Source organism: Gillisia xinjiangensis, assembly GCF_046298265.1.
In the GTDB taxonomy this organism is placed as follows: domain Bacteria; phylum Bacteroidota; class Bacteroidia; order Flavobacteriales; family Flavobacteriaceae; genus Gillisia; species Gillisia xinjiangensis.
This window is the reverse complement of record NZ_JBKAHK010000005.1, coordinates 47966-70444: the sequence shown is the minus strand read 5'-3', so window position 1 is coordinate 70444 and position 22479 is coordinate 47966. Positions and strand designations below refer to the sequence as shown.

The window sequence follows — 22479 nt, the reverse complement described above, 5'->3', positions numbered from 1 at the left end:
CCTTATTCCTTAATAGCTATTCCAGCCTCTTTAAGACTTGCGAATCCTTTTTTAGAATTAAAAACACTTGAAAAACCCTCCTTTTTCATTATTTCTAAAGTTGCAGAACTTCTGCCCCCTACAGAACAATAGAGCAAATATTTTTGGCCTTTCCCCAATTTTTTTATCTCCAATAAGAAATTTTGATCATACATATCAATATTAATAGCATTTTCAACCATTCCTAATTCAAGTTCTTGTGGGGTTCTCACGTCTATAATAATTAAATCCGGATTATCCCGTATCAAATCCTTCACTTCTAAAGGGGTAAGGTTACCACCATTCTCTGTTGAAATGATATTTTGCTCATCGCTTTTGGTTTTGGAAGACAACTCTGGGCTATCTTTTGTATTTTGTTTACAGGAAACCAAAAGAAATAGCAGCATAATTAAAAAATATCGTGAGACGTATTGCATAGTATTAAATTTCAAAAGTTAAAAGAAAACCCCATAAATATAGCCAAGATAAAAGCATAAATCCAAAAAATAAAACACTTTAAATAAGTTTGTGAATTTTCATAGTATAACAAATCTGGTCTTAAAATTATAAAAACCTCAAAAACACCTTAATATTTTAAGACCTATAATTATTTGGTTTTTGCAATGTTATACTTCTTTTTATAAAATTCAATAATTGGAGGAAACGGGCCATATTTATGCTGTTCAGCAGAAAAGCTATCCTCCCAGGGGCCGTAAGGTGTGGAAACAGGTTTGAGCTTTTTATCAGGGAAATCATTTTCTGGCATAGATTTTAAAGGTCGATCAAAACTATTGATATAAGCCGCTACATGATAGGCTTCTTCGTCGGATAATTTGGGATTATCCCAGGTAGCTTCTCCAAATGGCATATTTCCTTTAATGAATTCCGCAGCAGTGACCACCCTATGCATTCCCGCTCCGTGGTTATAACTATCTTCTCCCCACAAAGGTGGGTATAAGTATCCCTGCGCAAAATCTGCAGCGCGCTGTCCCTCACCGTTTTCACCATGACAAACCATACACTGGTTATTATAAATGTCCTTTCCTGTAGTAACATTTGCAGCTACATTTGGTAATTTTATGGAAGGAAATCCTTTGTATTCCGCTTCTTTATCTTTAGGAACATCTTCACTAAGCCACTCCATATACGCTACAATGGCTTTCATAGGTTTTGAATCAACCGGCATTTTTTTCCCATTCATACTGCGCTCCAAACATCCATTCACCCTATCTTCTATAGTTCCTATCTTATTGCTCCGGCCACGAAATTGTGGAAATCGGTTTATAACTCCTACCCAGGAACCCGAACCGGCCTGAGTTCCGTTTTTTAGATGACAGTTCGTACACTTCAAATTATTTCCGGCATACCGCATAGAGGCATCGGGAGCCTGGGGACCCATTTGAGATGGGGATTCCGACACCAGGAGAAAACCGTACCGGACTTCCGGGTCGATGAAATTTCTTAAAGGATCATTTACGATGTCTTTTGGAGTCCAAAACTCATCAACCGACTTATCCGCCAAAAAATAAGTAGGATTAGAGTTAAAATAGAGCAATACGGAAAAAAGTACCACTACTAAAATAATAATCGTCCCAAATAAAAAATACAGCGACTTGATAAAATTTTTAAACCTCTCCATTGAAATCCCTTTTATTATAACAATTTCTGAAATATTCCTCTTGTAAAACTTAAATTTCGAGTGCAAAAGAGAACCTTCATTTTTTTCGTAAAGTATTCAGTTTATTTCAAATACTTAGTAACAATTGTTACACTATAACGATATAGCTTTAATAGTAAGCTTTACTGTTTTTATCTTTTTTTGAAGATCCAATTCAACTAAATTATAACCAAAACAAACGCCGGATCCGGTAATTAGTGCCATTAAAACCTAATTTAATAAAGGGAGCCACTTTAAAAAAAAGTGCTGCTTTTTTCGTTTATCCAATAAACATATTTTAAACAATGAAGCCAGGTAGCCTAAGAAAAACTAAAAAAAACAGGTCAATAGTTTAAAATTAACCTGTCAAAGTTTACCGGTAGCACAACTAATCATGGATTTTGCTTTGCTAACCATGTTATTCTTAGCTCCCACAGGTGGATATCCAATAGAAGTTAGTTTTTGTTCCACCAAAATAATACTTGCCTCATCGGTATAGCTGAAATCAACCTGTAACTGTGAGATATCAATTTCTATTTCTTCTATATTAGTGATTTCTGCCAATTTGGTTTTAATTGTACTGGCGCAACCACCACATTTAAGATTTTGTATTTTAATGCTTTTTCTCATTAGTTAAATTTTAACTAAATTATTTTTAAATCAAATAAAGGAAATCTTCCTTTCGAAGACTCCCTTTATTTTCAACCAATCATTTTATTAAACTCTTTATCGCTCTATTTCTCCATTCCATTCCAGCATACCACCTTGAAGATTGTAAGTGTTTTTAAATCCCTGGGAATCTAAAATCTGACAAGACTGTCCGCTTCTGTTCCCGCTTCGGCAATACATATAATAATTTTTATTTTTATCTAATTTTTTCACCGCATCCATAAAGGATTGTGGCTGCATAATATCTATAAGCTGAGCATTTTTAAGATATCCCGACTCAAATTCTTCCCGGGTTCTCACATCGATAATTACCGCATCCTTATCTTCAGCCAATAATTTTCTCCACTCCTCCTGTGCTATATTCTTCATATAAAGTTATTCTTGTTATTGGACTCCCGATAAGTTATCAGGAGTCCGTATTTTTTATAATTATTCAGAAATAACCAGATTTTCTTTCTCCAACCATTCTTCGGTTCCTCCGTAATAAACTTTCACATCTTTAACTCCGCGTTTTGCTAACATAGATTCAGCAATTGCAGCTCTGGCACCACTTTGGCAATGAATTACAACATGCTTATCGGTATCAATTTCATCGATATGATTTTGTATAGTACCTACAAAAATATTTTTAGTACCCTTGATATGGCCTTCTTTATATTCTGAAGCTCCACGAACATCGATCACCTCAGCATCCTCCTTATCCAAATAGGTTTTAAACTCATCTATAGCAATAACCTCGGTTTTCTCAAGAGGAATTCCGAAGGCATCAATATCTGAAATATACCCCTGAATATTATCAAGTCCTATCCGCATCAATTTACGGGTGAGGTCTTCCATTTGTTCATCGGCAGCAATCAGGATAAAAGACTCCTCGTAGTTTAAAAACCATCCTGCCCAGGTTGCAAAGGAATTGTTTCCCTGAATATGAATTGTATTTGGAAGATGTCCTTTCGCGAATTCTTCTTTTTCCCTTGCATCAATTACTTTTATGCCTTTATTGTATGCAGATTTAAATTCTGAAACAGATAGTTTTTTATGCTTAGGAACTTCAGTAAGCAAAGGGCGATCTACCTTATTCAGTTTTTTCATCATCGCGAAATACTTAGGAGGCTCAGGCTGTCCTTCCAGTAAATATTCCACAAAGCCTTTTTTATTATCCTGATATTGAAATGCCCAGTTACGGATCATTTCATAACCAACGGTGGTGCTTGGTACTGCACCCAGAGATTTTCCGCAGGCAGAACCGGCACCGTGCCCAGGCCATACCTGTAAATATGGAGGTAAATCACTGAATTTTTTTATAGAGGTATACATATCCTCAGCCCCTTTATCCTGGGTACCCTTTAATCCCGCTGCCTTTTCCAAAAGATCCGGCCGTCCTATATCACCTACAAATACAAAATCCCCAGTAAATAACATCACCGGTTCTTTGGTGGCAGGATTATCTGTCAAAAGAAAACTGATGCTTTCCGGAGTGTGTCCTGGAGTATGCATTACTTCTAAAGAAAGATTTCCTACTTTAATAGAATCACCATCCTTAAGACCGATGTGGTCAAATTCATAACCCCAATCCGGACCTCCTTCATCTGAAAGATACATTTTGGCACCGGTTACGGCAGCCAGTTCCCTTGTCCCTGCAAGGAAATCGGCATGAATATGAGTCTCGGTTACATGGGTGATTTTTAGATTGTTTTGATTGGCAATATCCAAATAGGTGTCGATATCGCGTTTTGCATCAATTACAATAGCTTCTCCTGTTTTTTGACATCCTATTACATAGCTTGCCTGTGCCAGGGTTTTATCATATACGTGTTGAAAAAACATACTTTTTAATTTTAAAGTTAATTTTATTTTAATTTCACCGGTATTTTTTTTCGAAAGTCCGGAAATCTATTCCTTTTTCATAGTTCAGGAACTTGTCCAGAACTAATTAATTTCAGCTGCAAAATTACTATGCTTCTGGCTTATCTACAGTAACAAAAGTTACAGTAGAATTTTATTTAGTAAAGTTCTTTCCAGATAATATAAATCCCCATTACCAATACAAACCAACCAAAAACTCTTTTCAACTTTTTACCATCTATAAATTTATTAAGATAGATACCTAGAAAGATTCCTATTACAGAAAGCGTGGTAAAGATCAATAAGAACACCCAGTCTATTTCCAGATTTTGAACATCCCCCAAAAACCCAATCAAAGATTTAATTGCAATTATTAAAAGCGAAGTAGCCACCGCTTTTTTCATTGGCAGTTTAGCCAGGAGGACCAGTGCCGGAATAATTAGAAATCCACCACCTGCACCCACAATACCTGTTAAAATACCCACTACTACACCTTCTATAATAATAAGAGGATAATTGAATTTTATTTTTTCTTCAGTTTCAATCTTGTTCTTTTTCTCCCGGATCATCGAAATGGAAGCAGCTACCATTACAATAGCAAAAAACAACATTATCCCTATGTTTTTGGTCACTTCAAAACCAAACAGGGTAAAAATATGATCCGGAATTGCCGGCACAATATACATACGGGTTATGTAAACAGCTATAAAAGCAGGAACGGAGAAAACAGCAGCAGTTTTAAAATCCACCAGCTTTTTCTGCATATTTTTGAACGCTCCTACCAAAGAGGTAGTCCCCACAATAAAAAGTGAATATGCGGTAGCAGTTACCGGGTTTATCATCAATAAATAAACCAATACGGGAACCGTGAGTATAGAACCACCGCCACCTATTAAACCTAAAACCAGCCCAATAATTAATGCGCCTATATAACCTAAAATATCAACTACTTCCATTTAATAATAATTATAATTTTTTTGGCAAAAGTAGCGGGTTAAGGCAGCCAACACAGTAACAATAGTTACATAGAAGGTTAATTTCCATAAATAAATACGATTTTTAAATTGATCTGGTTGTTTATGGTATTTAATACATCTATTAAAAAAATTATAAAAAAAATAATCTGATTTGTGAATATATGATTAAAGTCATAAATCCCCTGCCATTTTCATCTTTTCTTTGTCTTATTACATTCAGAAATACAAAAATCAAAAAACATCCATCGATTTTAGTTTAATCTTTCTTAAACAAATAAACAATGGATAAAAAGAAATTCGAATTGCAGGCAGAAGCATGCAAAGCACTTGCACACCCTTTAAGAATGGAGGTTCTCCATTTGCTTAAGGAAAGGGAATATTGCTTCGCCGAAATTATTGAAGTTACAGGCGGACTTAAATCCAATCTCTCCCAACATTTAAAAGTTATGACCAAGAAAGGGATGCTTAAGGTAAGACGGGATGGGCAATGCAGTCACTTTTCTCTTAGTTCAAGCAAGGTGTCTCAGGCCTGTGAGTTAATGCGCGAGGTACTAATTGAAAATTTGCAGGAACAACAGAAACTATTTAATAAAGTCAAATCATGAGTTATGCCAATTAAGTAATACATGAAACTTTTTGTCAAATAGAATTATAGAATATCATTAAATATTCAATATAATGAGCATAACAGAAACTCGAAGCAAGCATCAGTGAAGAAATGTAAATTACATATAACCAATAGAAAACAATAAATATCTGGATATGAAAACAATCTTAATCTTAGGCGCCGGAACAGGTGGTATTATAACCGCAAGAGAAATAAGCCGGTACAGTGGAAATGAAGAAGATATTACCCTTGTTAAGATACTTGTATTTGAGAAGGAAGAAAAAAGTGTTTTTTCCCCTTCCCTGCCATGGTTAATGGTGGGCGACAGAAAGCCAAAACAGCTATATGAAAATATTAAGAAACTGAATGCTGCCGGACTGGAAGTAATCAACGGAGAAATTGAGGAAGTAGATCCAAAAAACATCTCGGTAAAAGTCAACGGAAAAGAATATAAAGGGGATTATATGGTTGTTTCTCTTGGTGTAGAGCAAGTTATAGACCATAATCTGGACAAATTCGGTTATAATTTTTTCACTCTTGAAGGTGCGACACAATTCAATAAAAAACTGGAGAATTTTTCCGGCGGAAAAATTGCCATCCTGGTTTCTTCCCTCCCCTTTAAAAGTCCGGCAGCACCTTATGAAGCAGCAATGTTGATAGAAGATTATGTTCGCCGTCACGATTTGAGCAAGAATACCGAAGTTTCAATCTATACTCCGGAAAAAGGACCTATGGAATTTGCCGGAAAAGAAATGTCAGAGGAACTACAGGCATTACTCAAAGGAAAAGGAATCCATTATTTCCCGGATCATCAGGTGACTTCCGTTACAGAAAATACGCTGAAGTTCAGTAATAATAACAGCTATGAGTATGATCTTTTGGCCTTCACTCCCACTCATCGAAGTCCGGCTGTAATCAGAAATAGTCCTTTGGCAGGAGAATCCGGCTGGGTAGATGTAAACAGGAATACCATGGAAACCAATTTTCCAGATGTCTATGCTATTGGTGATATTACCGACATTCCACTGGATACAGGAATTTCCCTTCCAAAAATTGGAGTATTCGCACGGCATCAGGCAGAGATCGTGGCACACAATATAGGTCGTAAAATGGATCATAAAGTCCCGGATCAAACCTTTACCGGTGAAGGTGAGTATTTTATTGAATATGGAAAAGGATTGGCAAGTCAGGCCGAAGTTCATTTATACGATCCCTCCGGGCCCGATTCAAAAATGAAAGATCCTCAACATTTAGGGCACTGGTCTAAATGGTGGGCTGAAAAATATTGGTTCTTTAAAAATTTTTAAATCCTGTTAATTCACAAACTTCGCTCTTAAGATGTATAAATGCTTCTGAAAAATATATAAAAGAAAATATAATCAATTCAATAACTAAGACTGTTTCTTTAAATAAAGACAACTCTTTACTTAAAATCATTAAAATGAGAAAAATAGGATTAATAGGCGGAACATCCTGGCACTCTACGATAGTTTATTATCGTTTGATCAATGAGTTGGTAGGGGAAAAAATAGGAGCTCAGGCTAACCCAGAGCTAATCCTTTACAGTTTGAACATTGAACTTATGCGGGAACAAAACAAGGAAAAGATCAATAATAAATATCTTGAAGTTGCCAGGACACTTCAGGAGGCCGGTGCCGAAGCTATAGTTATCTGCGCAAATACACCTCATATGGTTTTCCCCTTTGTTCAACCCGAAATAGATATTCCCATACTTCACATTGCAGACGCAATAGGGAAGGAAGCTTCCAAAAAAGAATTGAAAACACTGGGGTTATTGGGAAACCGGCCAACTATGAAAGGTAATTTTATTTCTTCTCATCTTTCTGAAAAATATGATATCGACACTTTAATTCCGGTTGACGAATATATTGATAAATGCCACCATTTTGTTTCCAATGAACTCACCCAGGGAATCTTCAGCACGGAAGCTAAGATTTTCTTTATAAAACAAATGCAAAAGTTGCGGGAAAAAGGCGCCGAAGGTATTATTTTAGGCTGTACAGAACTTCCTATGCTCTTAAGCGAACATGATTTTGATTTACCAATGATTGCCACCACAACACTACACGCTCAAATGGCCGCCGATTTTATTCTTGGAAATTAAAAACGTTCCAGAATATACATTTCTTCAGGAGCGAATATTTTCGGAATATGCTTAGAGCTACAAAATTTTTCAATCTCTTTTTTTATTAGGATTCACCTTTGAAAAGGGATCTGGCTACCTGATGGGATTTTTTTATTTTCTGAACATCTTATCATTTTCCAAACAATCAGAATAAAATTCAATAAAAAAATCTAAGTTTTGAACTATTTGTCTGCAATATTGCTAGTAAATCCTATAAAAAGCACATAAATAATCAACTTTCCTGTAATGGTTTAACTAAATTTTAATAGATTTACAAGTGAAATTACTATTTAAACTTTATTTTTATTTTAAAAATGAGGTAAATATTGATATAAAAATATTTGTTACATCTTAAAATTTATAATAGCGTCATGAAAGGATTGACCATCCAAAGTCGAAAATGTGCAAGTGAATCTCGACATAAAATAAAAAGTAGCTGACAGGCTAATTTGCCGTGCTGAAAATCAAAAGAGTAAGCAACCAATCAAAACCCAAAAAAAATGAAAAATACCTACAAAATTATTTCGGGAATATTATTACTAACCATCGGCCTATATTCGTGCAGTACCGATAATAATGAAGTTCCCACAGAAAATGCTCTGGAAAACGAGCTGGCATTTGAAAATAAAGGAGTGTTTGAGATAGAATCGAACACTTATATTTTTAAAGAAGCAGGTGAAACAGTTAAATTTATTGCTGAAGACAAAGCTTTTGATTTCTCGTTTTTAAATGAATTGAATTATGATATCGAAAAATTTGAGACAAAACATGCCGGTGAGCAAGTAGTTATAACCAATCCTGAAACATCCGAATTTATAAGGCTTTTTCACTTTAAGGAATTAAATAGCACAAGCCTGAAATTTGATGTTGAATTAAGCAACGGACAGATTTTTAGATCTGTGATCTATAAGTTCAATAAGAATGTAACTCAAAAATGGCACGATGAGTTTACTGTTGCCGTTAACCAAGGTGTTATAGGGGCGGTAATAGAAATCTCTCAGTTTGAGATGGGTGACGAATGCGGTGCTGCTATCGCCCATTGTTCAGAAAGCGGCGGAAGACCAAAAGTAACAATGAACAAATCAAACGGCTGGTTCGCAGCTCCTGATACCTGCCAGGTAGAGTGCAAATAATATCAGGAAAAATTAAACATAAAAGGCAGAGACTCAGTCCCTGCCTTTTTCTTTGCCCTTTTCAAAAATCAATAAAAAAGTCAAGATGACTTCCTTAAATGAAAAGTCTTTATTTAACCCTTTCCCATATTTGAGTTCTGTAGAAAAAGGCGATATAACCCCTAACATTTAATAGATCGGGATTATCTTTATCAAGCCAGATTTTGCATTTATATTCCTTCCCCGATTTGGGGTCTGTAACAATGCCACCAACGTATTGATCGCCGTCTTTCTCAAGACCTTGCATAATCACCAATCCTTCAATAGGCTTATTTTTAAGATTTCCGTCACAGTTGGAGCATAAGCTATTCCTATCCTCCTCCTTCATAATCTTTAATAATTTTCCGTGCAGTTCGCCCCCTTCTTTCTCATAAATTTCAACAATGGAATTGGTTTTACCTGTTTCGTCATTAATGGTTTTCCACTTGCCAAAAACTGTTTGCGCGTGACAATTCATACCTGTAAAAACAAGACATAAGAACAATATGGTCAATTTTTTCATATGAATTTCTTAAATTAAGTCAATTCCAACAGCCTAGGGGATTCTCATATTTGAGTTTATTTACCCAACATCCCTTGTTTCAGTTTTTTATCTGCTGGCTTGTCAGATAACCAGATTCCAAAAAGAGCCTTTTTAAATTCCATGCCCTTAATTGAACCTTTCTCTTTACCGTTTTTATAAACCAGCACTCCTTTTGAAGGAATGTAAACAATGTCAAAAACATCCTCTTTATTGATCTCCTCGCTGAAAAAAGCCTTGAATTTAGATATTTCTGAAGAGATCCCGGAAGTCTTCCCATTGGTAGCATTTTCAAAACCTTCATTTACAGCGTCAATCATTTTATCACTTGTGATTAAAGATGAAACCATGTGCAATTTTATTGCCATTGGGTCATTTGCTTTTATAATGGCTTTAGCATCTGAAGATTTAGAACTTAAATACAAAGCTCCTGCATACATATCCATCCAGAATTTCTCTCTGACACCAACTCCGTTTAAAACCAATTTTTCACCTTCAAAACTCACATTATTAGGAATGATGACACCGGCTGCTTTTGTTTGTGCAGAGGTAGTTCCGATAGAAACTACAGCGAATAATAAAAATAGAATTTTTTTCATTTTTGTTTAATTTTTAGATACTGGTTTTAAAATTTTTTTTCATTTTAATTAAAGATGCATTTAATTCAAATCCCAATAAAAGTACATTTGAATTGAGCCAAATATATATCATCAATACCAATAATGCACCTATCGAGCCATACAATTCATTATACTGTGAGAAATTCTCTATATAAAGACCAAAGAAATAAGTTGTTACCAAAATAAGCAAAGTTGTAAAAGTTGCTCCTATTGAAAAGAATTTTGCCAGCTTTCCTTCCTTTGTTCCAAAATAATATAATGTGGCTACTGTTAAATAGATCAACACAATAAAAATGCTATACTTAACCAGAGGGGCCGAAATCCCCCGGTCTCCCATGATCTTCAATTCATTCAAATCTACTATGGCATAGGTGAGGTAAACCGCTACTATCACTGTAATTAGCAATAACAATGCCATTAAAACAGATATTCCAAGCGCGATTATATATTGCCTGATTATGGATCTGTTTGCTTTTATATGGTAGGAAAATTCAAATCCGGTAAAGATTGCATTCACACCGTTGGCCATTAAAAAAATAGATAGTAAAAAAGATATTGAAAGTAAACCTGCCCTTGGGGTATTGGCTATATCCAAAAAAACATCATTAAAAAATTCAGAGGTGGTAGGTGGCAAAAGGGAGTCCATAAAGACGAGGAACTGCAATTGAAAATCGTCGATAAAATTAATATATGGAATTAAATTCAACACGAAAAGCAAAAAAGGGAATAGGGCCATAAAAAAACTGAAGGCCACAGCACTTGCCCTGGTAGAAAAGGTTCCATTAATTATTCCGCCTGAATAAATTATCCAGAGATCATAAGCGGTAAGGCCATCCAAACCCGGAAGTACGATTTTGCTGGTTTTCTTTTTCCAGAAATTCGCTATTCTTTGCGGAAAAGATTTAATCCTTTTTAATGGCATTAATTAAACAGCTTTTAAACTTAAATCCATATTATAAACCGAATGTGTCAAGGCACCACTTGATACAAAATCCACACCGCACTCGGCATATTTCCGTACGCTCTCTAGAGTGATTCCTCCGCTGGACTCGGTTAAGAATCTGTTGTTGATCAATTCTACCGCACTTCTGGTATCATTATAACTAAAGTTATCGATTAATATCCTGTAAACACCTTCGCATTTTAAAATTTCCTTGATTTCATCAAAATCCCGTGCTTCCACAACTATTTTTAAATCAAGGTTTTTTTCCTGAAGGTAACTTTTGGCTTTGTTAATCGCCTGGGTAATACCCCCTGCAAAATCTATATGATTGTCCTTTAACATGATCATATCGTACAGCGCAAAACGGTGATTTACTCCCCCTCCTATTTTTACGGCCCATTTTTCCAGTGCCCGTATACCAGGGGTCGTTTTACGTGTATCCAGGATTTTCGTATTGGTCCCTTCCAGTTTTTTTACAAATTCATTTGTTTTTGTGGCAATTGCACTCATTCTTTGCATTGCATTAAGCACAAGTCTTTCTGCTTTTAAAATTGATTGGGAAGAGCCTTCTACGTAGAAAACAATGTCCCTCTTTTTAACTTCACTTCCATCTTCTATCAAAGTTTCCACTTTAAGGTCCTTGTCAATATAATGAAATACCTGTTTTGCGAATTCCACCCCGGCAATCAACCCGTTATCCTTTACCAGGAGTTTGGCCCTTCCTTTGGCCGATGCAGGAATACACGCAAGTGAGCTGTGGTCACCTTCCCCTACATCTTCCCTTACAGCGTTGGCTATAATTATTTCAATTTCCTTGTCAAATTGTGCTTGTGAGATCATCGCAATGATTATTTTTGTAAATGTAGCAAAGTCTTAGTGAAATGACCATAAAATTACTTGGGATAGGAAAAACTGATGATCCCGCTCTTCAGGATTTAACCGAGATGTATATAAAACGTCTCGGATTTTATATTAGATTTGAATTTGAACTTATCCCGGATATTAAAAATGCAAAGAATCTGGATGAAAATCAGCAGAAACAAAAAGAAGGGGAATTGTTATTAAATAAAGTCGCTGCATCAGACTTTGTAGTGCTTTTAGATGAAAACGGAAAACAATATTCCTCGGAAGCATTTTCTGAATTCATTCAAAAAAGATTAAACAGCGGACTCAAACAACTGGTTTTTATTATTGGCGGACCATACGGTTTTTCTGAAGATATTTATAAACGTGCTGACGCAAAACTTTCTTTATCAAAAATGACCTTTTCACATCAAATGATTCGTTTGTTTTTTGTGGAACAACTCTATCGTGCATTTACAATCTTAAAAAATGAACCCTATCACCATAAATAATTATGAAGCTGATATTTGCCACCCACAACAAAAACAAGCTATTGGAAATTTCTGCTATGATGCCGCCCAATTTTGAATTATTATCCCTGGACGATATAGGCTGCAATGAAGATATTCCGGAAACTTCCGATACTATTGAAGGAAATGCCATTTTAAAAGCAGATTACGTCAAACAACATTATAACCTTGACTGTTTTGCCGATGATACCGGTTTGGAAGTTGATAGTTTAAAAGGAGAACCGGGGGTTCATTCTGCAAGATATGCGGGTAACAGGAAAAATGACGATGCCAATATATCTAAGTTACTGGACAATTTAAAAGACAAATCCAATAGGAAAGCGCAATTTAAAACCGTGATTGCCTTAAATCTTAATGAACACCAAATATTGTTTATTGGAATTTGTAAAGGTGAAATAACCAGGGCGCGAAGGGGAGATTTCGGTTTTGGGTATGATTCTGTTTTTCTACCGGATGGAAGTGATAAAACATTCGGGGAAATGACACTTGAAGAAAAATCTGGCTTTAGTCATCGCGGAAAAGCTTTACGCGAGTTGCTTGATTACCTGAGTAGTTAGCATATTTTATTCATTTAAAAATTTTTGTAATAAGCTATAAACTAATGCTTACCTTTGCAACTTATTAAAATTTTATATGAATAAATTTGAACAATTAGGATTAAATCCTGCAATACTCAAAGCAATTGAAGATATGGGCTTTGAAAGCCCGAGTGAAGTACAGGAAAAAGCAATCCCCATTTTATTGGAAAAAGACACCGACATGGTGGCTCTTGCACAAACCGGTACCGGGAAAACCGCAGCTTTTGGTTTTCCGCTCATTCAAAAGATCAATGCTAACAGTAAGCAAACGCAAGGATTGATTCTTTCCCCAACCAGGGAATTGTGTTTACAAATTACAAATGAGCTTAAAAATTACGCGAAACATACCCCGGGATTAAACACCGTTGCAATTTACGGAGGAGCAAGTATTACAGATCAATCCAGACAAATCCAGCGGGGTGCACAAATTATTGTGGCCACTCCCGGTAGAATGCAGGATATGATCAACAGGAAATTGGTGGATATTTCAAAAATAGAATTTTGTATTCTTGATGAAGCCGATGAAATGTTGAATATGGGATTCTTTGAGGACATCACTGCGATTCTCTCCCATACTCCAAAAGAAAAGAATACCTGGTTATTTTCGGCTACCATGCCTAAAGAGGTATCAACAATCGCTAAAAAGTTCATGCGAACTCCAGTTGAGATTACCGTTGGTACAAAAAACCAGGGAACTTCAAATGTTTCGCACGAATACTACATGGTAAATTCAAGGGATCGTTATGCTGCGCTTAAACGTCTGGCAGATGCAAATCCTGATATTTTCTCTGTAGTTTTTTGTAGAACTAAACGGGATACTCAAAAAGTTGCCGAACAACTTATTGAAGATGGCTATAATGCTGCTGCATTGCACGGCGATTTAAGTCAGAATCAAAGGGATTTGGTGATGAAAAGTTTCAGAAGCCGTCAAATCCAGATGTTGGTTGCCACCGATGTTGCCGCAAGGGGAATTGATGTAGATGATATCACTCACGTAATTAACTATCAGTTACCAGATGAACCTGAAATTTATACGCACCGAAGCGGTAGAACAGGACGTGCCGGGAAAAGCGGAGTTTCTATGGTAATCGTTTCCAAAAGCGAATTACGAAAAATAAAAAGCATAGAGCGAATTATAAAGCAACCTTTTGAACAAAAAGATATTCCCGATGGGATGGAAATTTGCAAGGTTCAGCTCTTTCATTTGGCCAATGACATAAAAAACACTAAGATCAATAACGATATTGAGCCTTATTTACCTGGTATAGAAGAGGTTCTTAATGATTTTTCTAAAGAAGAACTTATACAGAAAGTATTTTCTGTCGAATTTACCAGATTCTTTAATTACTACAAAAATTCATCCGATCTTAATTCTAAGGTTTCCGGAACAAGAGCAGAAAGCTCTGGTGGTGGAGACAGTACCAGGTTCTTTATAAACGTTGGTACTAAAGATGATTTTGACTGGATGACCCTGAAAGATTTCTTAAAAGCAACTTTAGACCTTGGAAGAGACGATGTTTCCAGAGTAGATGTGAAAGAAAGTTTCTCTTTCTTCAACACCAATTCTGAACTTGCTGAAAAAGTGATCTCTACATTCCAGGATTTCCAACATCACGGAAGACGCATAAGTGTTGAGATTTCTCAGGATACCGGTGGCGGAAGGTCTTCAGGACGAAGCAGAAGCAGCAAACCCCGTGGTGATTTTAAACCCAGAGGCGGCGGCGGTTCAAGATCTTCAGATTCCGGAGACGGAGGAGGAAGGAGAAGATCCTCTAAACCTTCTGAAGGTGGTGAAAGCAGATCTTCAGGAAAAGGCGGAAGTCGTAAAAAAAACATTGAAAGTTCTGTGAACCGAAGAAAATCCAGACGTTCATAAAATAAATCAAGGCAGCGGGGGTAAGTTTGGTATAATATTTACTATACTTACCCCTCACTGCATTTATACTTTTATGAGATTATTACTACCCCTTACATTTTTATTTTTATTGGTCTTTAACGCAAATGCGCAGGACCAGGACATCGTAACCGGAAAAGTTTTAAATGCCTCCAATGATCTTCCATTGGAAAACGTGAATATTGTAAATCTCAATCAGGTTAAAGGAACCATTTCAAACTCTGAAGGAGATTTTGAAATCGCAGCTACCGTTAATGATACCCTCTATTTTTCTTATTTAGGTTTCAGGACTATACAGGTACGGGTTACCAATGACTGGTTAAAATACGGGTCGGTTAAGGTTAAGATGACAGATATTGGTATTGCCCTGGAAGAAGTGATAGTGAGACCAATTCAATTAACCGGATACCTTGAGATCGATGCCAAAAACATCCCTATTTACGAGAATAATCGGTACAGTATTTCAGGACTGAATTCTGCTTATGAAGGCGGAGGTTCTTCCTCCAGTGCTGTTGGAAAGGCTTTTGGCGCGATTTTTAATCCCGCAGATGCACTCTATAATATTTTCGGAAAGAAGCCCCAACAAATGAAAAAGCTTCGTCAAATGAAAGATGACGCGGAGATAAGAACGCTGCTCCAATCTAAATTTGACCGGCAAACTTTGGCTGCAGTTCTTCAAATAAATGAAGTTGACATTGAAGAAATTCTGGCAAGGTGCAATTATTCCAAGGATTTTATTCGAAGTGCAAACGATCTTCAAATACTGGATGCTATAAGTGGTTGTTATGAGGAATACAAAGTGTTGAAGAGATAATTAAATATTCAGAATAACCTTCGATCAATAATTAAAATGTTATACTATTTACTTTTCCGAAGGAAAAACTTTTAAGCTGCTTTTTTCATTTTTGGTCTCCATAAAGACTTTAAGATTTTTTAAACCTTCCTCCAGTTTTTCACCATAGGCTTTATCTACCGGATAAATAAGAGCCATTACAGATAAAGGAAAAGCAAGCCCTCCCTTTATTCCCCAAACGATCTTGGTTTTATTTTCGTCGATCTCCTTCAATCCCTTATACTCTATCAATACCATTCTCACGGGTTTTACAACTAAAATTTTGGTTTCGATTATTTTACCCTGGTTGATCTTGGTTATTTTCTGGGTGCCCTCGTAAAATGTTTTATGTCCTTTCCAGTAGAGCAAGGCATCCATTTTCCCATCTTCTCCACTATATTTAAGATTTCCGTTAAAATCATTTTTAAACCAGGGAATCCATAAATGCTCTTTTCGCAACTGCCTTACAATATTGAACACCTCATCTTTTGGCCTGTTTATCACCACCGTTCTGTTTATTTCAAATTCTTTACCGGCCCAAGCGTGCAGAAATGCAATAAAAGTTATAATACCGATAATGATATAAAAAAATAAGGTCATAGGGGATAGTTATCAGCTTTAAATGTAAAAAATTATTCGGTATTAGAATAACTTTTGATCATTTCATCACAATTTTTAAATGTTTTTCTTAACCACTCAAATTTAACCGCATTTTTCTCATTTTCTGTTAATTCCCAATTTATTTTACTTTTCCTTAACTCCTGTGTAATGTGCTGCAAAATAATAGCCGCTGATACAGAGATATTTAAGCTTTCCGTAAAGCCTACCATTGGAATTTTTAAAAAAGTATCGGAATTGTCCATAACCTCCTGTGAAAGGCCATGTTTTTCGGTTCCAAAGAATATTGCCGATGGTTTGGAAATATCAAAATCTGATAAATTTTCAGAATTTCCGTAAGGCGTTGTTGCAACAATCTGATATCCTTTTTCACGTAATGCCTCTACACAATCCTTACTGCCTTTATGCCTGTTTAGGCTCACCCACTTCTGGGCACCCATCGCGATCTCCCTGTCTATTCTTTTTAGATTTCTTTCTTCGATCACATGGATATTCTGTATTCCGAATACATCACAACTTCGCATTACCGCGCTGGTATTATGAAGCTGATATACATCCTCCGTTGCCACAGTAAAGTGATTCGTTCTTGAATTCACCACTTTTTCAAATAAGGATTTCCTCTTTGGGGTAAGAAAACTTTCTAAATATTTTATAAGGCCGGGTTCAACAGTCATTTATTTGTTTTGATTTATAAAAAGGGGCTGTTCAAATTGAACAGCCCCTTGATTAACAAAAATGATAAAATTTATTTTTCAAACGTTTTTAAAGTTTTTATGATAATTTGAACACAGTCCAGTAATTCCTCTTCATTCATTACCAGGGGAGGTGCAAATCTAATGATATTCCCGTGAGTAGGCTTGGCCAGCAATCCGTTCTCCTTTAATGCCATACAAATATCCCAGGCGGTAGAGCTCTCTTCAGAATCATTAACCACAATAGCATTTAGTAACCCACGACCTCGTACCAGGCTTACCAAATCACTGTTCGTTATATATTTATTTAATTCATCTCTGAATAATTTTCCCAGTTTTCTCGCATTTTGAGCCAGATGCTCATCTTTCACCACTTCTAAAGCAGCAACACCTACGGCACTTGCCACTGGGTTTCCTCCAAAGGTAGAACCGTGTTGTCCCGGCTGTATCACATTCATCACGGCATCATCTGCCAACACCGCCGAAACAGGATAATTCCCTCCGGACAATGCTTTTCCTAATATAAGAATATCAGGCCTGCTATAAGTCTCCTGACGTTCACAATGACCTTCACAGGTGCAGTTTCCGCAAACAGCAAGCAAAGCTCCTGTTCGTGCGATACCTGTCTGGATTTCATCTGCAATAAACAAAGCATTGTATTTTTCACACAAAGCCTTGGATTTTTTCATGAAATCATCTTCAGGAGTAAAAACTCCCGCTTCTCCCTGAATAGGTTCTACCAGGAATCCCGCGATATTATCATTGCTTTTTAAAGCCGCTTCAAGGGCTTCTGTATCATTGTATGGAATTTTTATGAATCCCGGGGTATAAGGTCCAAAATTTTTCCTTGCATTTTCATCGTTTGAAAAAGAAATTACGGTAGTGGTTCTTCCGTGAAAATTATTTTCACAAACAATGATTTGGGCCTCCTGCTCCTTCACACCCTTTTTTTCGTATGCCCATTTCCGGGCGATTTTGATGGCTGTTTCAACTGCTTCTGCACCGGTATTCATCGGCAAAACCTTATCGAATTTGAAATATTCCGTAATATATTTTTCATAAGGTCCCAGAACATCATTATAAAATGCTCTGGATGTTAACGAAAGGGTTGATGCCTGATCGTGCATAGCGCCAATTATCCTTGGATGACAATGCCCCTGATTAACTGCGGAATAAGCCGATAAAAAATCGTAATATTTTTTCCCCTCAACGTCCCAAACGTGGACTCCTTCTCCTTTTTTCAAAACCACAGGTAGCGGATGATAATTATGCGCTCCGTGCTTTTCTTCCATTTTAATAGCTTGTTCTGAAGAAGTGATTTTTTCTAAATGCATGACAGTATTTTTTATGATTTATGTTTAAATAATTCCTTCTTTTCTGTTTCTGAAAAAGTAAATAAACAAGAGGAGAGAAATCATCCAAATGCAACCAGCGCAAATTACTAAATCTTATCTGAAATTTATAATTCCAGCATTAATAAATCTTTACAATTATCCTATTTTTGCGCTATGGGTAGAAAGAAACAAAACATCATATTCGAGAAACTGGAAATAACCGATGCCGGCGCAAAAGGTAAAAGCATCGCAAAGGCGCCCGACGGAAAAGTAATATTTATAAACAACACTGTTCCAGGAGATATTGCCGATATCCAAACCACCAAAAAGAAAAGGTCGTTTTATGAAGGGACCGCAATTGAATTCCATAAGCTTTCAGAAAAGCGCGTCGACCCCGTTTGTCAGCACTTTGGGACATGTGGAGGCTGTAAATGGCAATTTATGGGCTATGAGCATCAATTATTCTACAAACAACAGGAGATCGAAAATAATTTAATCCGAATAGGGAAAATAGAATTACCAGATGTTACCCCAATTTTGGGAAGCAAGGATATTTATTTTTACCGGAACAAAATGGAATTCTCCTTTAGTGACAGCCGATGGCTAACTCTGGATGAAATTAACAGCGGGAAAGAGTTTGAAGATAAAAATGCACTTGGATTTCACATTCCCGGCATGTGGGATAAGATCCTGGATATTAAAAAATGTCACCTGCAGGCAGACCCCAGTAATGATATCCGGAATTTTGTGAAGGACTTTGCAAATAACAATGACCTGGCTTTTTTCAATACCCGAGAACAAACCGGCCTTTTGCGAACCTTGATGATACGAACTTCCTCCAATGGAGAGATTATGGTTGTTGTTCAGTTTTTTAAAGAAAAAAAAGAGAAGCGGGAGTTATTGATGGATCATTTAGCTGAAAAATTTCCGGAAATAACTTCTTTGCAATATGTGGTCAATTCAAAGGGGAATGATACGATTTATGATCAGGAAGTGATATGTTATAAAGGGAGGGACCATATTTTTGAAGAAATGGAAGGTCTGAAATTCAAGATCAATGCAAAATCCTTTTACCAAACAAATTCAGAACAGGCGTATGAGTTATACAAGATAACCCGAGACTTTGCCCAGCTTACCGGCAACGAGCTTGTATACGACCTATATACAGGGACTGGTACTATCGCTCAATTTGTGGCTAAAAATGCCAAAAAAGTGGTAGGAATAGAAGCTGTTCCTGTTGCCATTGAAGATGCCCGTGAAAATGCAAAACGCAACAATATTGAAAATACCGAATTTCATGCAGGGGATATGAAAAAGGTATTCACAACCGGATTTATCGAAAAACATGGACATCCGGATGTGATTATTACAGATCCTCCCCGTGATGGAATGCATAAGGATGTAATTGCTCAAATAATTGGTATCTTGCCTCAGCGCATCGTCTATGTAAGCTGTAACTCGGCCACACAGGCAAGGGATCTGGCTTTACTGGATGAACATTATAAAGTCACCCGGGTACAACCTGTAGATATGTTTCCACAAACTTTTCATGTAGAAAATGTAGTATGCTTAGAAAAACGATAATCAAATATGCATTCTTTTCGCTGGCATTTGGTTTGGTGCTTCTTACCTCCTGCCAGCGGGATGATATTTGCCCGCAATCTACGGTTACCACGCCTCAGCTTAGAATCTCATTTTTTGATTTTGAGGAACGCGATATTCCGAAACCTCCGGCAAATCTAAGGGTGAAACTCTCTGAGACTGATTCCATTCTATTAAACAGGGTGAATATTCCGGACATACGGATCCCGTTAAGAACCAATCAAAATTTTACCGAATACGACTTCATCCTAAATGCTGCTGTTCTTGATTCTACCGGAGTAGATACTACGGGAAATCCGGACAGGCTGCTTTTCGCATATGCGCGAAATGAAATTTATATCAACCGGGCCTGTAGTTATAAGGTGAATTATATAGATTTGAATGCAAATTTACAACCTGAGCAGGATGCTAATAGCTTTTGGATAAAAGAAATAAACATTACAGAAGAAATCATCGAAAATGAAACCAATACGCATATTTTTATTTACCATTAGCCTTCTCTTTTTTTTCAGCACTGCGCTACATGCTCAAACAGCTACAGATAGCATTCAGTTCGAGGAAAAATTTGGGATACGTGTGGGAATAGACCTTAGTAAACCTCTTCGCACTTTACTGGACGAGGATTATAGCGGATTTGAAATTTTAGGCGATTACAGGGTCTATAAGGATTATTATCTGGCAGCGGAGATTGGAAATGAAAAAATGGACTATAGTGAGGATAATTTAAGTGTTACTTCCAATGGCAGTTATATAAAACTTGGAGTTGACTATAATGCCTATGAAAACTGGGCCGGAATGGAAAATTTGATCTTTGTGGGCCTGAGATACGGATTCGCAACCTTTTCTCAAACCTTGAATGAATATGCCATTTATACCGATACCCAGTTTTTTCCTCCGAATATTGTTCAGGGGCCCTTTGAAACAAGTGGTCTTACCGCCAGTTGGGTAGAACTTATGGTTGGAATGAAGGTGGAACTTTTTAATAATATATTCCTGGGCGCGAATCTTCAGTTAAAAAGAAGGGTTACTCAAAGCACACCTTCAAATTTTGACAATCTCACCATTCCCGGTTTTAACCGCAGCTATGACGATAGTTCATTTGGGGTTGGCTACGGTTATACTATCTCCTATTTGATTCCGCTGTATAAAAAATCAAAGAATTAATCCTGCAGATCTTTTATTTTATGAAGCTTTTTGGTTCCTTCATAAACTTCATATTTCAGAAATTTAGATTCCAAAGCACCGTTGAATAATTTGATCTTTCTGGAGGGACGAAGTCCTACGTGTTTAATTGCTTCGAGATTTGAGGTGATAAACCAGGCTTCGGTCCCTGGATAATTTTGTTTCAGGGTATCCCCTATCCGCTTATAAAAAACAGGCATATCAATATCAAGACGTTCGCCATAAGGAGGATTAAAAACCATATGAAGATATCTTTCACGCTCCTTTTCACTCTCGAAAAAATCCTGCTGTCTTACCTTGATAAATTCTGAAAGGTTTGCATTTTCAATATTATCTGTTGCTTTCATAATAGCAGAAGGAGCAGTATCATATCCTGTTATGGTGAAATGAAAATCTTTTACTTTTCTCAATACCGAAGCCTCAATTTGCTCGAAAAGATCAACATCCCAGTCTTTCCATTTTTCAAAAGCAAATTCCTTTCTATTTAAATTCGGCGGAATATTGGAAGCGATCATGGCTGCTTCAATTAAAATAGTTCCGCTCCCACACATAGGGTCCAAAAAGTCACATTGCCCTTCCCATCCTGAAAGCAACAGCAAACCTGCCGCAAGAACTTCATTGATTGGGGCGATATTGGTGGCAGTTTTATAGCCTCTTTTATGAAGGGATTGCCCGGAACTGTCCAGGGACAAATTACAATATTCATTTTCTATATGCACATTGATCCTAAGGGTTGGAAAATCAAGATCCACATCCGGTCTTTGACCGAATTTCTCCCTAAACCTGTCAACAATAGCATCTTTGGTCTTTTGAGCTATATATTTGGAGTGTGTAAATTTTTCTGAATGTACCGTGGCATCAATAGCCAGGGTGTCTGTAAACTCCATGAATTCTTCCCAGGCAATATTATTTACTTCCCGGTAAAGATCTTCTTCTGAAGTAATTTTAAAGGATTTAAAGGGCTTTAAGATTTTAATAGCGGTACGCAGACACAAATTTGCCTTGTACATAAACCCCTTATCTCCGGAAAAACGAACATTCCTGGTGCCTTCCTTTATATCCATTGCACCTAAGGCTCTTAATTCCTTAGCTAATATTGGTTCAAACCCGAAGAGGGTTTTTGCTACCATTTCAAAATTATTTCCCATTTTCTTCAATTCTATAACCGCAAAAATACATTAATTTTGTCCCAAATAATAATTA

At 36.6% G+C, this 22479-nt stretch carries 25 protein-coding genes; 11 read left to right on the top strand and 14 right to left on the bottom strand.

The features are described from left to right. Positions 1 to 2: 2 nt before the first annotated feature. The 6 genes from ACKGJN_RS09835 to ACKGJN_RS09810 all read right to left on the bottom strand — a co-directional run bounded on the left by ACKGJN_RS09835 (position 3) and on the right by ACKGJN_RS09810 (position 5142). Positions 3 to 425, bottom strand: coding sequence for a rhodanese-like domain-containing protein (locus ACKGJN_RS09835; protein WP_409539319.1), 423 nt, complete (start codon positions 423 to 425; stop codon positions 3 to 5). Positions 426 to 625: 200 nt separating this feature from the next. Then, positions 626 to 1657, bottom strand: a complete 1032-nt coding sequence (locus tag ACKGJN_RS09830; protein ID WP_409539318.1) for a c-type cytochrome — start codon at positions 1655 to 1657, stop codon at positions 626 to 628. Positions 1658 to 2041: 384 nt separating this feature from the next. Further along, a complete protein-coding gene (locus ACKGJN_RS09825) occupies positions 2042 to 2305 on the bottom strand; it encodes a cation transporter (protein WP_409539317.1) in 264 nt (87 codons plus the stop codon). Between the two features lie 96 nt (positions 2306 to 2401). Continuing rightward, positions 2402 to 2713, bottom strand: a complete 312-nt coding sequence (locus ACKGJN_RS09820) for a rhodanese-like domain-containing protein (protein WP_409539316.1) — start codon at positions 2711 to 2713, stop codon at positions 2402 to 2404. A 60-nt stretch (positions 2714 to 2773) separates the two neighbouring features. Then, positions 2774 to 4168, bottom strand: coding sequence for an MBL fold metallo-hydrolase (locus ACKGJN_RS09815; RefSeq protein ID WP_409539315.1), 1395 nt, complete (start codon positions 4166 to 4168; stop codon positions 2774 to 2776). Positions 4169 to 4344: 176 nt separating this feature from the next. Further along, positions 4345 to 5142, bottom strand: coding sequence for a sulfite exporter TauE/SafE family protein (locus ACKGJN_RS09810; protein ID WP_409539314.1), 798 nt, complete (start codon positions 5140 to 5142; stop codon positions 4345 to 4347). A gap of 302 nt (positions 5143 to 5444) precedes the next feature. Between ACKGJN_RS09810 and ACKGJN_RS09805 the strand changes: the two genes are divergently transcribed. The 4 genes from ACKGJN_RS09805 to ACKGJN_RS09790 all read left to right on the top strand — a co-directional run bounded on the left by ACKGJN_RS09805 (position 5445) and on the right by ACKGJN_RS09790 (position 9049). Further along, complete coding sequence (locus tag ACKGJN_RS09805; protein WP_409539313.1) at positions 5445 to 5768, top strand: ArsR/SmtB family transcription factor; 324 nt, start codon at positions 5445 to 5447, stop codon at positions 5766 to 5768. A gap of 157 nt (positions 5769 to 5925) precedes the next feature. Further along, positions 5926 to 7077, top strand: a complete 1152-nt coding sequence (locus tag ACKGJN_RS09800) for an NAD(P)/FAD-dependent oxidoreductase (protein ID WP_409539312.1) — start codon at positions 5926 to 5928, stop codon at positions 7075 to 7077. A 134-nt stretch (positions 7078 to 7211) separates the two neighbouring features. Further along, positions 7212 to 7895: an aspartate/glutamate racemase family protein gene (locus ACKGJN_RS09795; protein WP_409539311.1), complete on the top strand. Its 684-nt coding sequence runs from the start codon at positions 7212 to 7214 to the stop codon at positions 7893 to 7895. 521 nt (positions 7896 to 8416) lie between these two features. Further along, entirely contained in the window at positions 8417 to 9049 is a 633-nt protein-coding gene (locus ACKGJN_RS09790; RefSeq protein WP_409539310.1) for a hypothetical protein, read from the top strand. Positions 9050 to 9158: 109 nt separating this feature from the next. Here ACKGJN_RS09790 and ACKGJN_RS09785 read toward each other — a convergent pair whose 3' ends face one another. From ACKGJN_RS09785 to nadC, 4 genes are read right to left on the bottom strand one after another with little or no spacing between them, the layout of a single operon-like run. After that, a complete protein-coding gene (locus ACKGJN_RS09785; RefSeq protein WP_409539309.1) occupies positions 9159 to 9590 on the bottom strand; it encodes a DUF2147 domain-containing protein in 432 nt (143 codons plus the stop codon). 56 nt (positions 9591 to 9646) lie between these two features. Then, positions 9647 to 10207, bottom strand: coding sequence for a chalcone isomerase family protein (locus ACKGJN_RS09780; RefSeq protein WP_409539308.1), 561 nt, complete (start codon positions 10205 to 10207; stop codon positions 9647 to 9649). A 13-nt stretch (positions 10208 to 10220) separates the two neighbouring features. After that, a complete protein-coding gene (locus tag ACKGJN_RS09775; protein WP_409539307.1) occupies positions 10221 to 11150 on the bottom strand; it encodes a YihY/virulence factor BrkB family protein in 930 nt (309 codons plus the stop codon). 3 nt (positions 11151 to 11153) lie between these two features. Then, positions 11154 to 12011 carry a carboxylating nicotinate-nucleotide diphosphorylase gene (gene nadC / locus ACKGJN_RS09770; RefSeq protein WP_409539306.1) on the bottom strand — a complete coding sequence of 286 codons (858 nt, stop codon included), beginning with the start codon at positions 12009 to 12011 and terminating at the stop codon, positions 11154 to 11156. A 41-nt stretch (positions 12012 to 12052) separates the two neighbouring features. Here nadC and rlmH point away from each other — a divergent pair, with 41 nt between their 5' ends. The 4 genes from rlmH to ACKGJN_RS09750 all read left to right on the top strand — a co-directional run bounded on the left by rlmH (position 12053) and on the right by ACKGJN_RS09750 (position 15830). After that, complete coding sequence (rlmH, locus tag ACKGJN_RS09765; RefSeq protein ID WP_409539305.1) at positions 12053 to 12526, top strand: 23S rRNA (pseudouridine(1915)-N(3))-methyltransferase RlmH; 474 nt, start codon at positions 12053 to 12055, stop codon at positions 12524 to 12526. A 2-nt stretch (positions 12527 to 12528) separates the two neighbouring features. Next, positions 12529 to 13101, top strand: coding sequence for a non-canonical purine NTP diphosphatase (locus ACKGJN_RS09760; protein WP_409539304.1), 573 nt, complete (start codon positions 12529 to 12531; stop codon positions 13099 to 13101). Between the two features lie 76 nt (positions 13102 to 13177). Beyond that, a complete protein-coding gene (locus ACKGJN_RS09755) occupies positions 13178 to 14998 on the top strand; it encodes a DEAD/DEAH box helicase (protein WP_409539303.1) in 1821 nt (606 codons plus the stop codon). 73 nt (positions 14999 to 15071) lie between these two features. After that, complete coding sequence (locus tag ACKGJN_RS09750; protein WP_409539302.1) at positions 15072 to 15830, top strand: carboxypeptidase-like regulatory domain-containing protein; 759 nt, start codon at positions 15072 to 15074, stop codon at positions 15828 to 15830. Positions 15831 to 15878: 48 nt separating this feature from the next. Here the strand turns inward: ACKGJN_RS09750 and ACKGJN_RS09745 are convergent, their stop codons facing one another. The 3 genes from ACKGJN_RS09745 to rocD all read right to left on the bottom strand — a co-directional run bounded on the left by ACKGJN_RS09745 (position 15879) and on the right by rocD (position 18492). Then, positions 15879 to 16448 carry an SRPBCC family protein gene (locus ACKGJN_RS09745; protein ID WP_409539301.1) on the bottom strand — a complete coding sequence of 190 codons (570 nt, stop codon included), beginning with the start codon at positions 16446 to 16448 and terminating at the stop codon, positions 15879 to 15881. Positions 16449 to 16480: 32 nt separating this feature from the next. Beyond that, positions 16481 to 17140 carry a TrmH family RNA methyltransferase gene (locus tag ACKGJN_RS09740; RefSeq protein WP_409539300.1) on the bottom strand — a complete coding sequence of 220 codons (660 nt, stop codon included), beginning with the start codon at positions 17138 to 17140 and terminating at the stop codon, positions 16481 to 16483. Positions 17141 to 17211: 71 nt separating this feature from the next. Next, positions 17212 to 18492: an ornithine--oxo-acid transaminase gene (gene rocD, locus ACKGJN_RS09735; protein WP_409539299.1), complete on the bottom strand. Its 1281-nt coding sequence runs from the start codon at positions 18490 to 18492 to the stop codon at positions 17212 to 17214. A gap of 174 nt (positions 18493 to 18666) precedes the next feature. Here rocD and rlmD point away from each other — a divergent pair, with 174 nt between their 5' ends. The 3 genes from rlmD to ACKGJN_RS09720 are packed head-to-tail and all read left to right on the top strand — an operon-like array spanning position 18667 to position 21258. After that, on the top strand, positions 18667 to 20076 hold the full coding sequence (gene rlmD / locus ACKGJN_RS09730; RefSeq protein ID WP_409539298.1) for a 23S rRNA (uracil(1939)-C(5))-methyltransferase RlmD: 1410 nt from the start codon (positions 18667 to 18669) through the stop codon (positions 20074 to 20076). Then, complete coding sequence (locus tag ACKGJN_RS09725) at positions 20058 to 20588, top strand: DUF6452 family protein (protein WP_409539297.1); 531 nt, start codon at positions 20058 to 20060, stop codon at positions 20586 to 20588. The genes rlmD and ACKGJN_RS09725 overlap by 19 nt, the downstream gene beginning before the upstream one ends. Next, positions 20554 to 21258, top strand: a complete 705-nt coding sequence (locus ACKGJN_RS09720; protein WP_409539296.1) for a DUF6048 family protein — start codon at positions 20554 to 20556, stop codon at positions 21256 to 21258. Before ACKGJN_RS09725 ends, ACKGJN_RS09720 begins: the two co-directional genes overlap by 35 nt. Here ACKGJN_RS09720 and ACKGJN_RS09715 read toward each other — a convergent pair. Further along, on the bottom strand, positions 21255 to 22424 hold the full coding sequence (locus tag ACKGJN_RS09715) for a THUMP domain-containing class I SAM-dependent RNA methyltransferase (RefSeq protein WP_409539295.1): 1170 nt from the start codon (positions 22422 to 22424) through the stop codon (positions 21255 to 21257). The genes ACKGJN_RS09720 and ACKGJN_RS09715 overlap by 4 nt on opposite strands. Between the last annotated feature and the right edge of the window lie 55 nt (positions 22425 to 22479).

Bases quoted from the DNA above. Each gene is read 5' to 3' on its own strand.
- rlmD (WP_409539298.1), top strand. From the start codon at position 18,667: ATGGGTAGAAAGAAACAAAACATCATATTCGAGAAACTGGAAATAACC.
- rlmH (WP_409539305.1), top strand. From the start codon at position 12,053: ATGACCATAAAATTACTTGGGATAGGAAAAACTGATGATCCCGCTCTT.
- nadC (WP_409539306.1), bottom strand. From the start codon at position 12,011: ATGATCTCACAAGCACAATTTGACAAGGAAATTGAAATAATTATAGCC.
- ACKGJN_RS09805 (WP_409539313.1), top strand. From the start codon at position 5,445: ATGGATAAAAAGAAATTCGAATTGCAGGCAGAAGCATGCAAAGCACTT.
- ACKGJN_RS09790 (WP_409539310.1), top strand. From the start codon at position 8,417: ATGAAAAATACCTACAAAATTATTTCGGGAATATTATTACTAACCATC.
- ACKGJN_RS09815 (WP_409539315.1), bottom strand. From the start codon at position 4,168: ATGTTTTTTCAACACGTATATGATAAAACCCTGGCACAGGCAAGCTAT.
- ACKGJN_RS09725 (WP_409539297.1), top strand. From the start codon at position 20,058: ATGCTTAGAAAAACGATAATCAAATATGCATTCTTTTCGCTGGCATTT.
- ACKGJN_RS09835 (WP_409539319.1), bottom strand. From the start codon at position 425: ATGCTGCTATTTCTTTTGGTTTCCTGTAAACAAAATACAAAAGATAGC.
- ACKGJN_RS09795 (WP_409539311.1), top strand. From the start codon at position 7,212: ATGAGAAAAATAGGATTAATAGGCGGAACATCCTGGCACTCTACGATA.
- rocD (WP_409539299.1), bottom strand. From the start codon at position 18,492: ATGCATTTAGAAAAAATCACTTCTTCAGAACAAGCTATTAAAATGGAA.
- ACKGJN_RS09780 (WP_409539308.1), bottom strand. From the start codon at position 10,207: ATGAAAAAAATTCTATTTTTATTATTCGCTGTAGTTTCTATCGGAACT.
- ACKGJN_RS09745 (WP_409539301.1), bottom strand. From the start codon at position 16,448: ATGACCTTATTTTTTTATATCATTATCGGTATTATAACTTTTATTGCA.
- ACKGJN_RS09760 (WP_409539304.1), top strand. From the start codon at position 12,529: ATGAAGCTGATATTTGCCACCCACAACAAAAACAAGCTATTGGAAATT.
- ACKGJN_RS09715 (WP_409539295.1), bottom strand. From the start codon at position 22,424: ATGGGAAATAATTTTGAAATGGTAGCAAAAACCCTCTTCGGGTTTGAA.
- ACKGJN_RS09825 (WP_409539317.1), bottom strand. From the start codon at position 2,305: ATGAGAAAAAGCATTAAAATACAAAATCTTAAATGTGGTGGTTGCGCC.
- ACKGJN_RS09810 (WP_409539314.1), bottom strand. From the start codon at position 5,142: ATGGAAGTAGTTGATATTTTAGGTTATATAGGCGCATTAATTATTGGG.
- ACKGJN_RS09820 (WP_409539316.1), bottom strand. From the start codon at position 2,713: ATGAAGAATATAGCACAGGAGGAGTGGAGAAAATTATTGGCTGAAGAT.
- ACKGJN_RS09740 (WP_409539300.1), bottom strand. From the start codon at position 17,140: ATGACTGTTGAACCCGGCCTTATAAAATATTTAGAAAGTTTTCTTACC.
- ACKGJN_RS09750 (WP_409539302.1), top strand. From the start codon at position 15,072: ATGAGATTATTACTACCCCTTACATTTTTATTTTTATTGGTCTTTAAC.
- ACKGJN_RS09830 (WP_409539318.1), bottom strand. From the start codon at position 1,657: ATGGAGAGGTTTAAAAATTTTATCAAGTCGCTGTATTTTTTATTTGGG.
- ACKGJN_RS09720 (WP_409539296.1), top strand. From the start codon at position 20,554: ATGAAACCAATACGCATATTTTTATTTACCATTAGCCTTCTCTTTTTT.
- ACKGJN_RS09785 (WP_409539309.1), bottom strand. From the start codon at position 9,590: ATGAAAAAATTGACCATATTGTTCTTATGTCTTGTTTTTACAGGTATG.
- ACKGJN_RS09775 (WP_409539307.1), bottom strand. From the start codon at position 11,150: ATGCCATTAAAAAGGATTAAATCTTTTCCGCAAAGAATAGCGAATTTC.
- ACKGJN_RS09800 (WP_409539312.1), top strand. From the start codon at position 5,926: ATGAAAACAATCTTAATCTTAGGCGCCGGAACAGGTGGTATTATAACC.
- ACKGJN_RS09755 (WP_409539303.1), top strand. From the start codon at position 13,178: ATGAATAAATTTGAACAATTAGGATTAAATCCTGCAATACTCAAAGCA.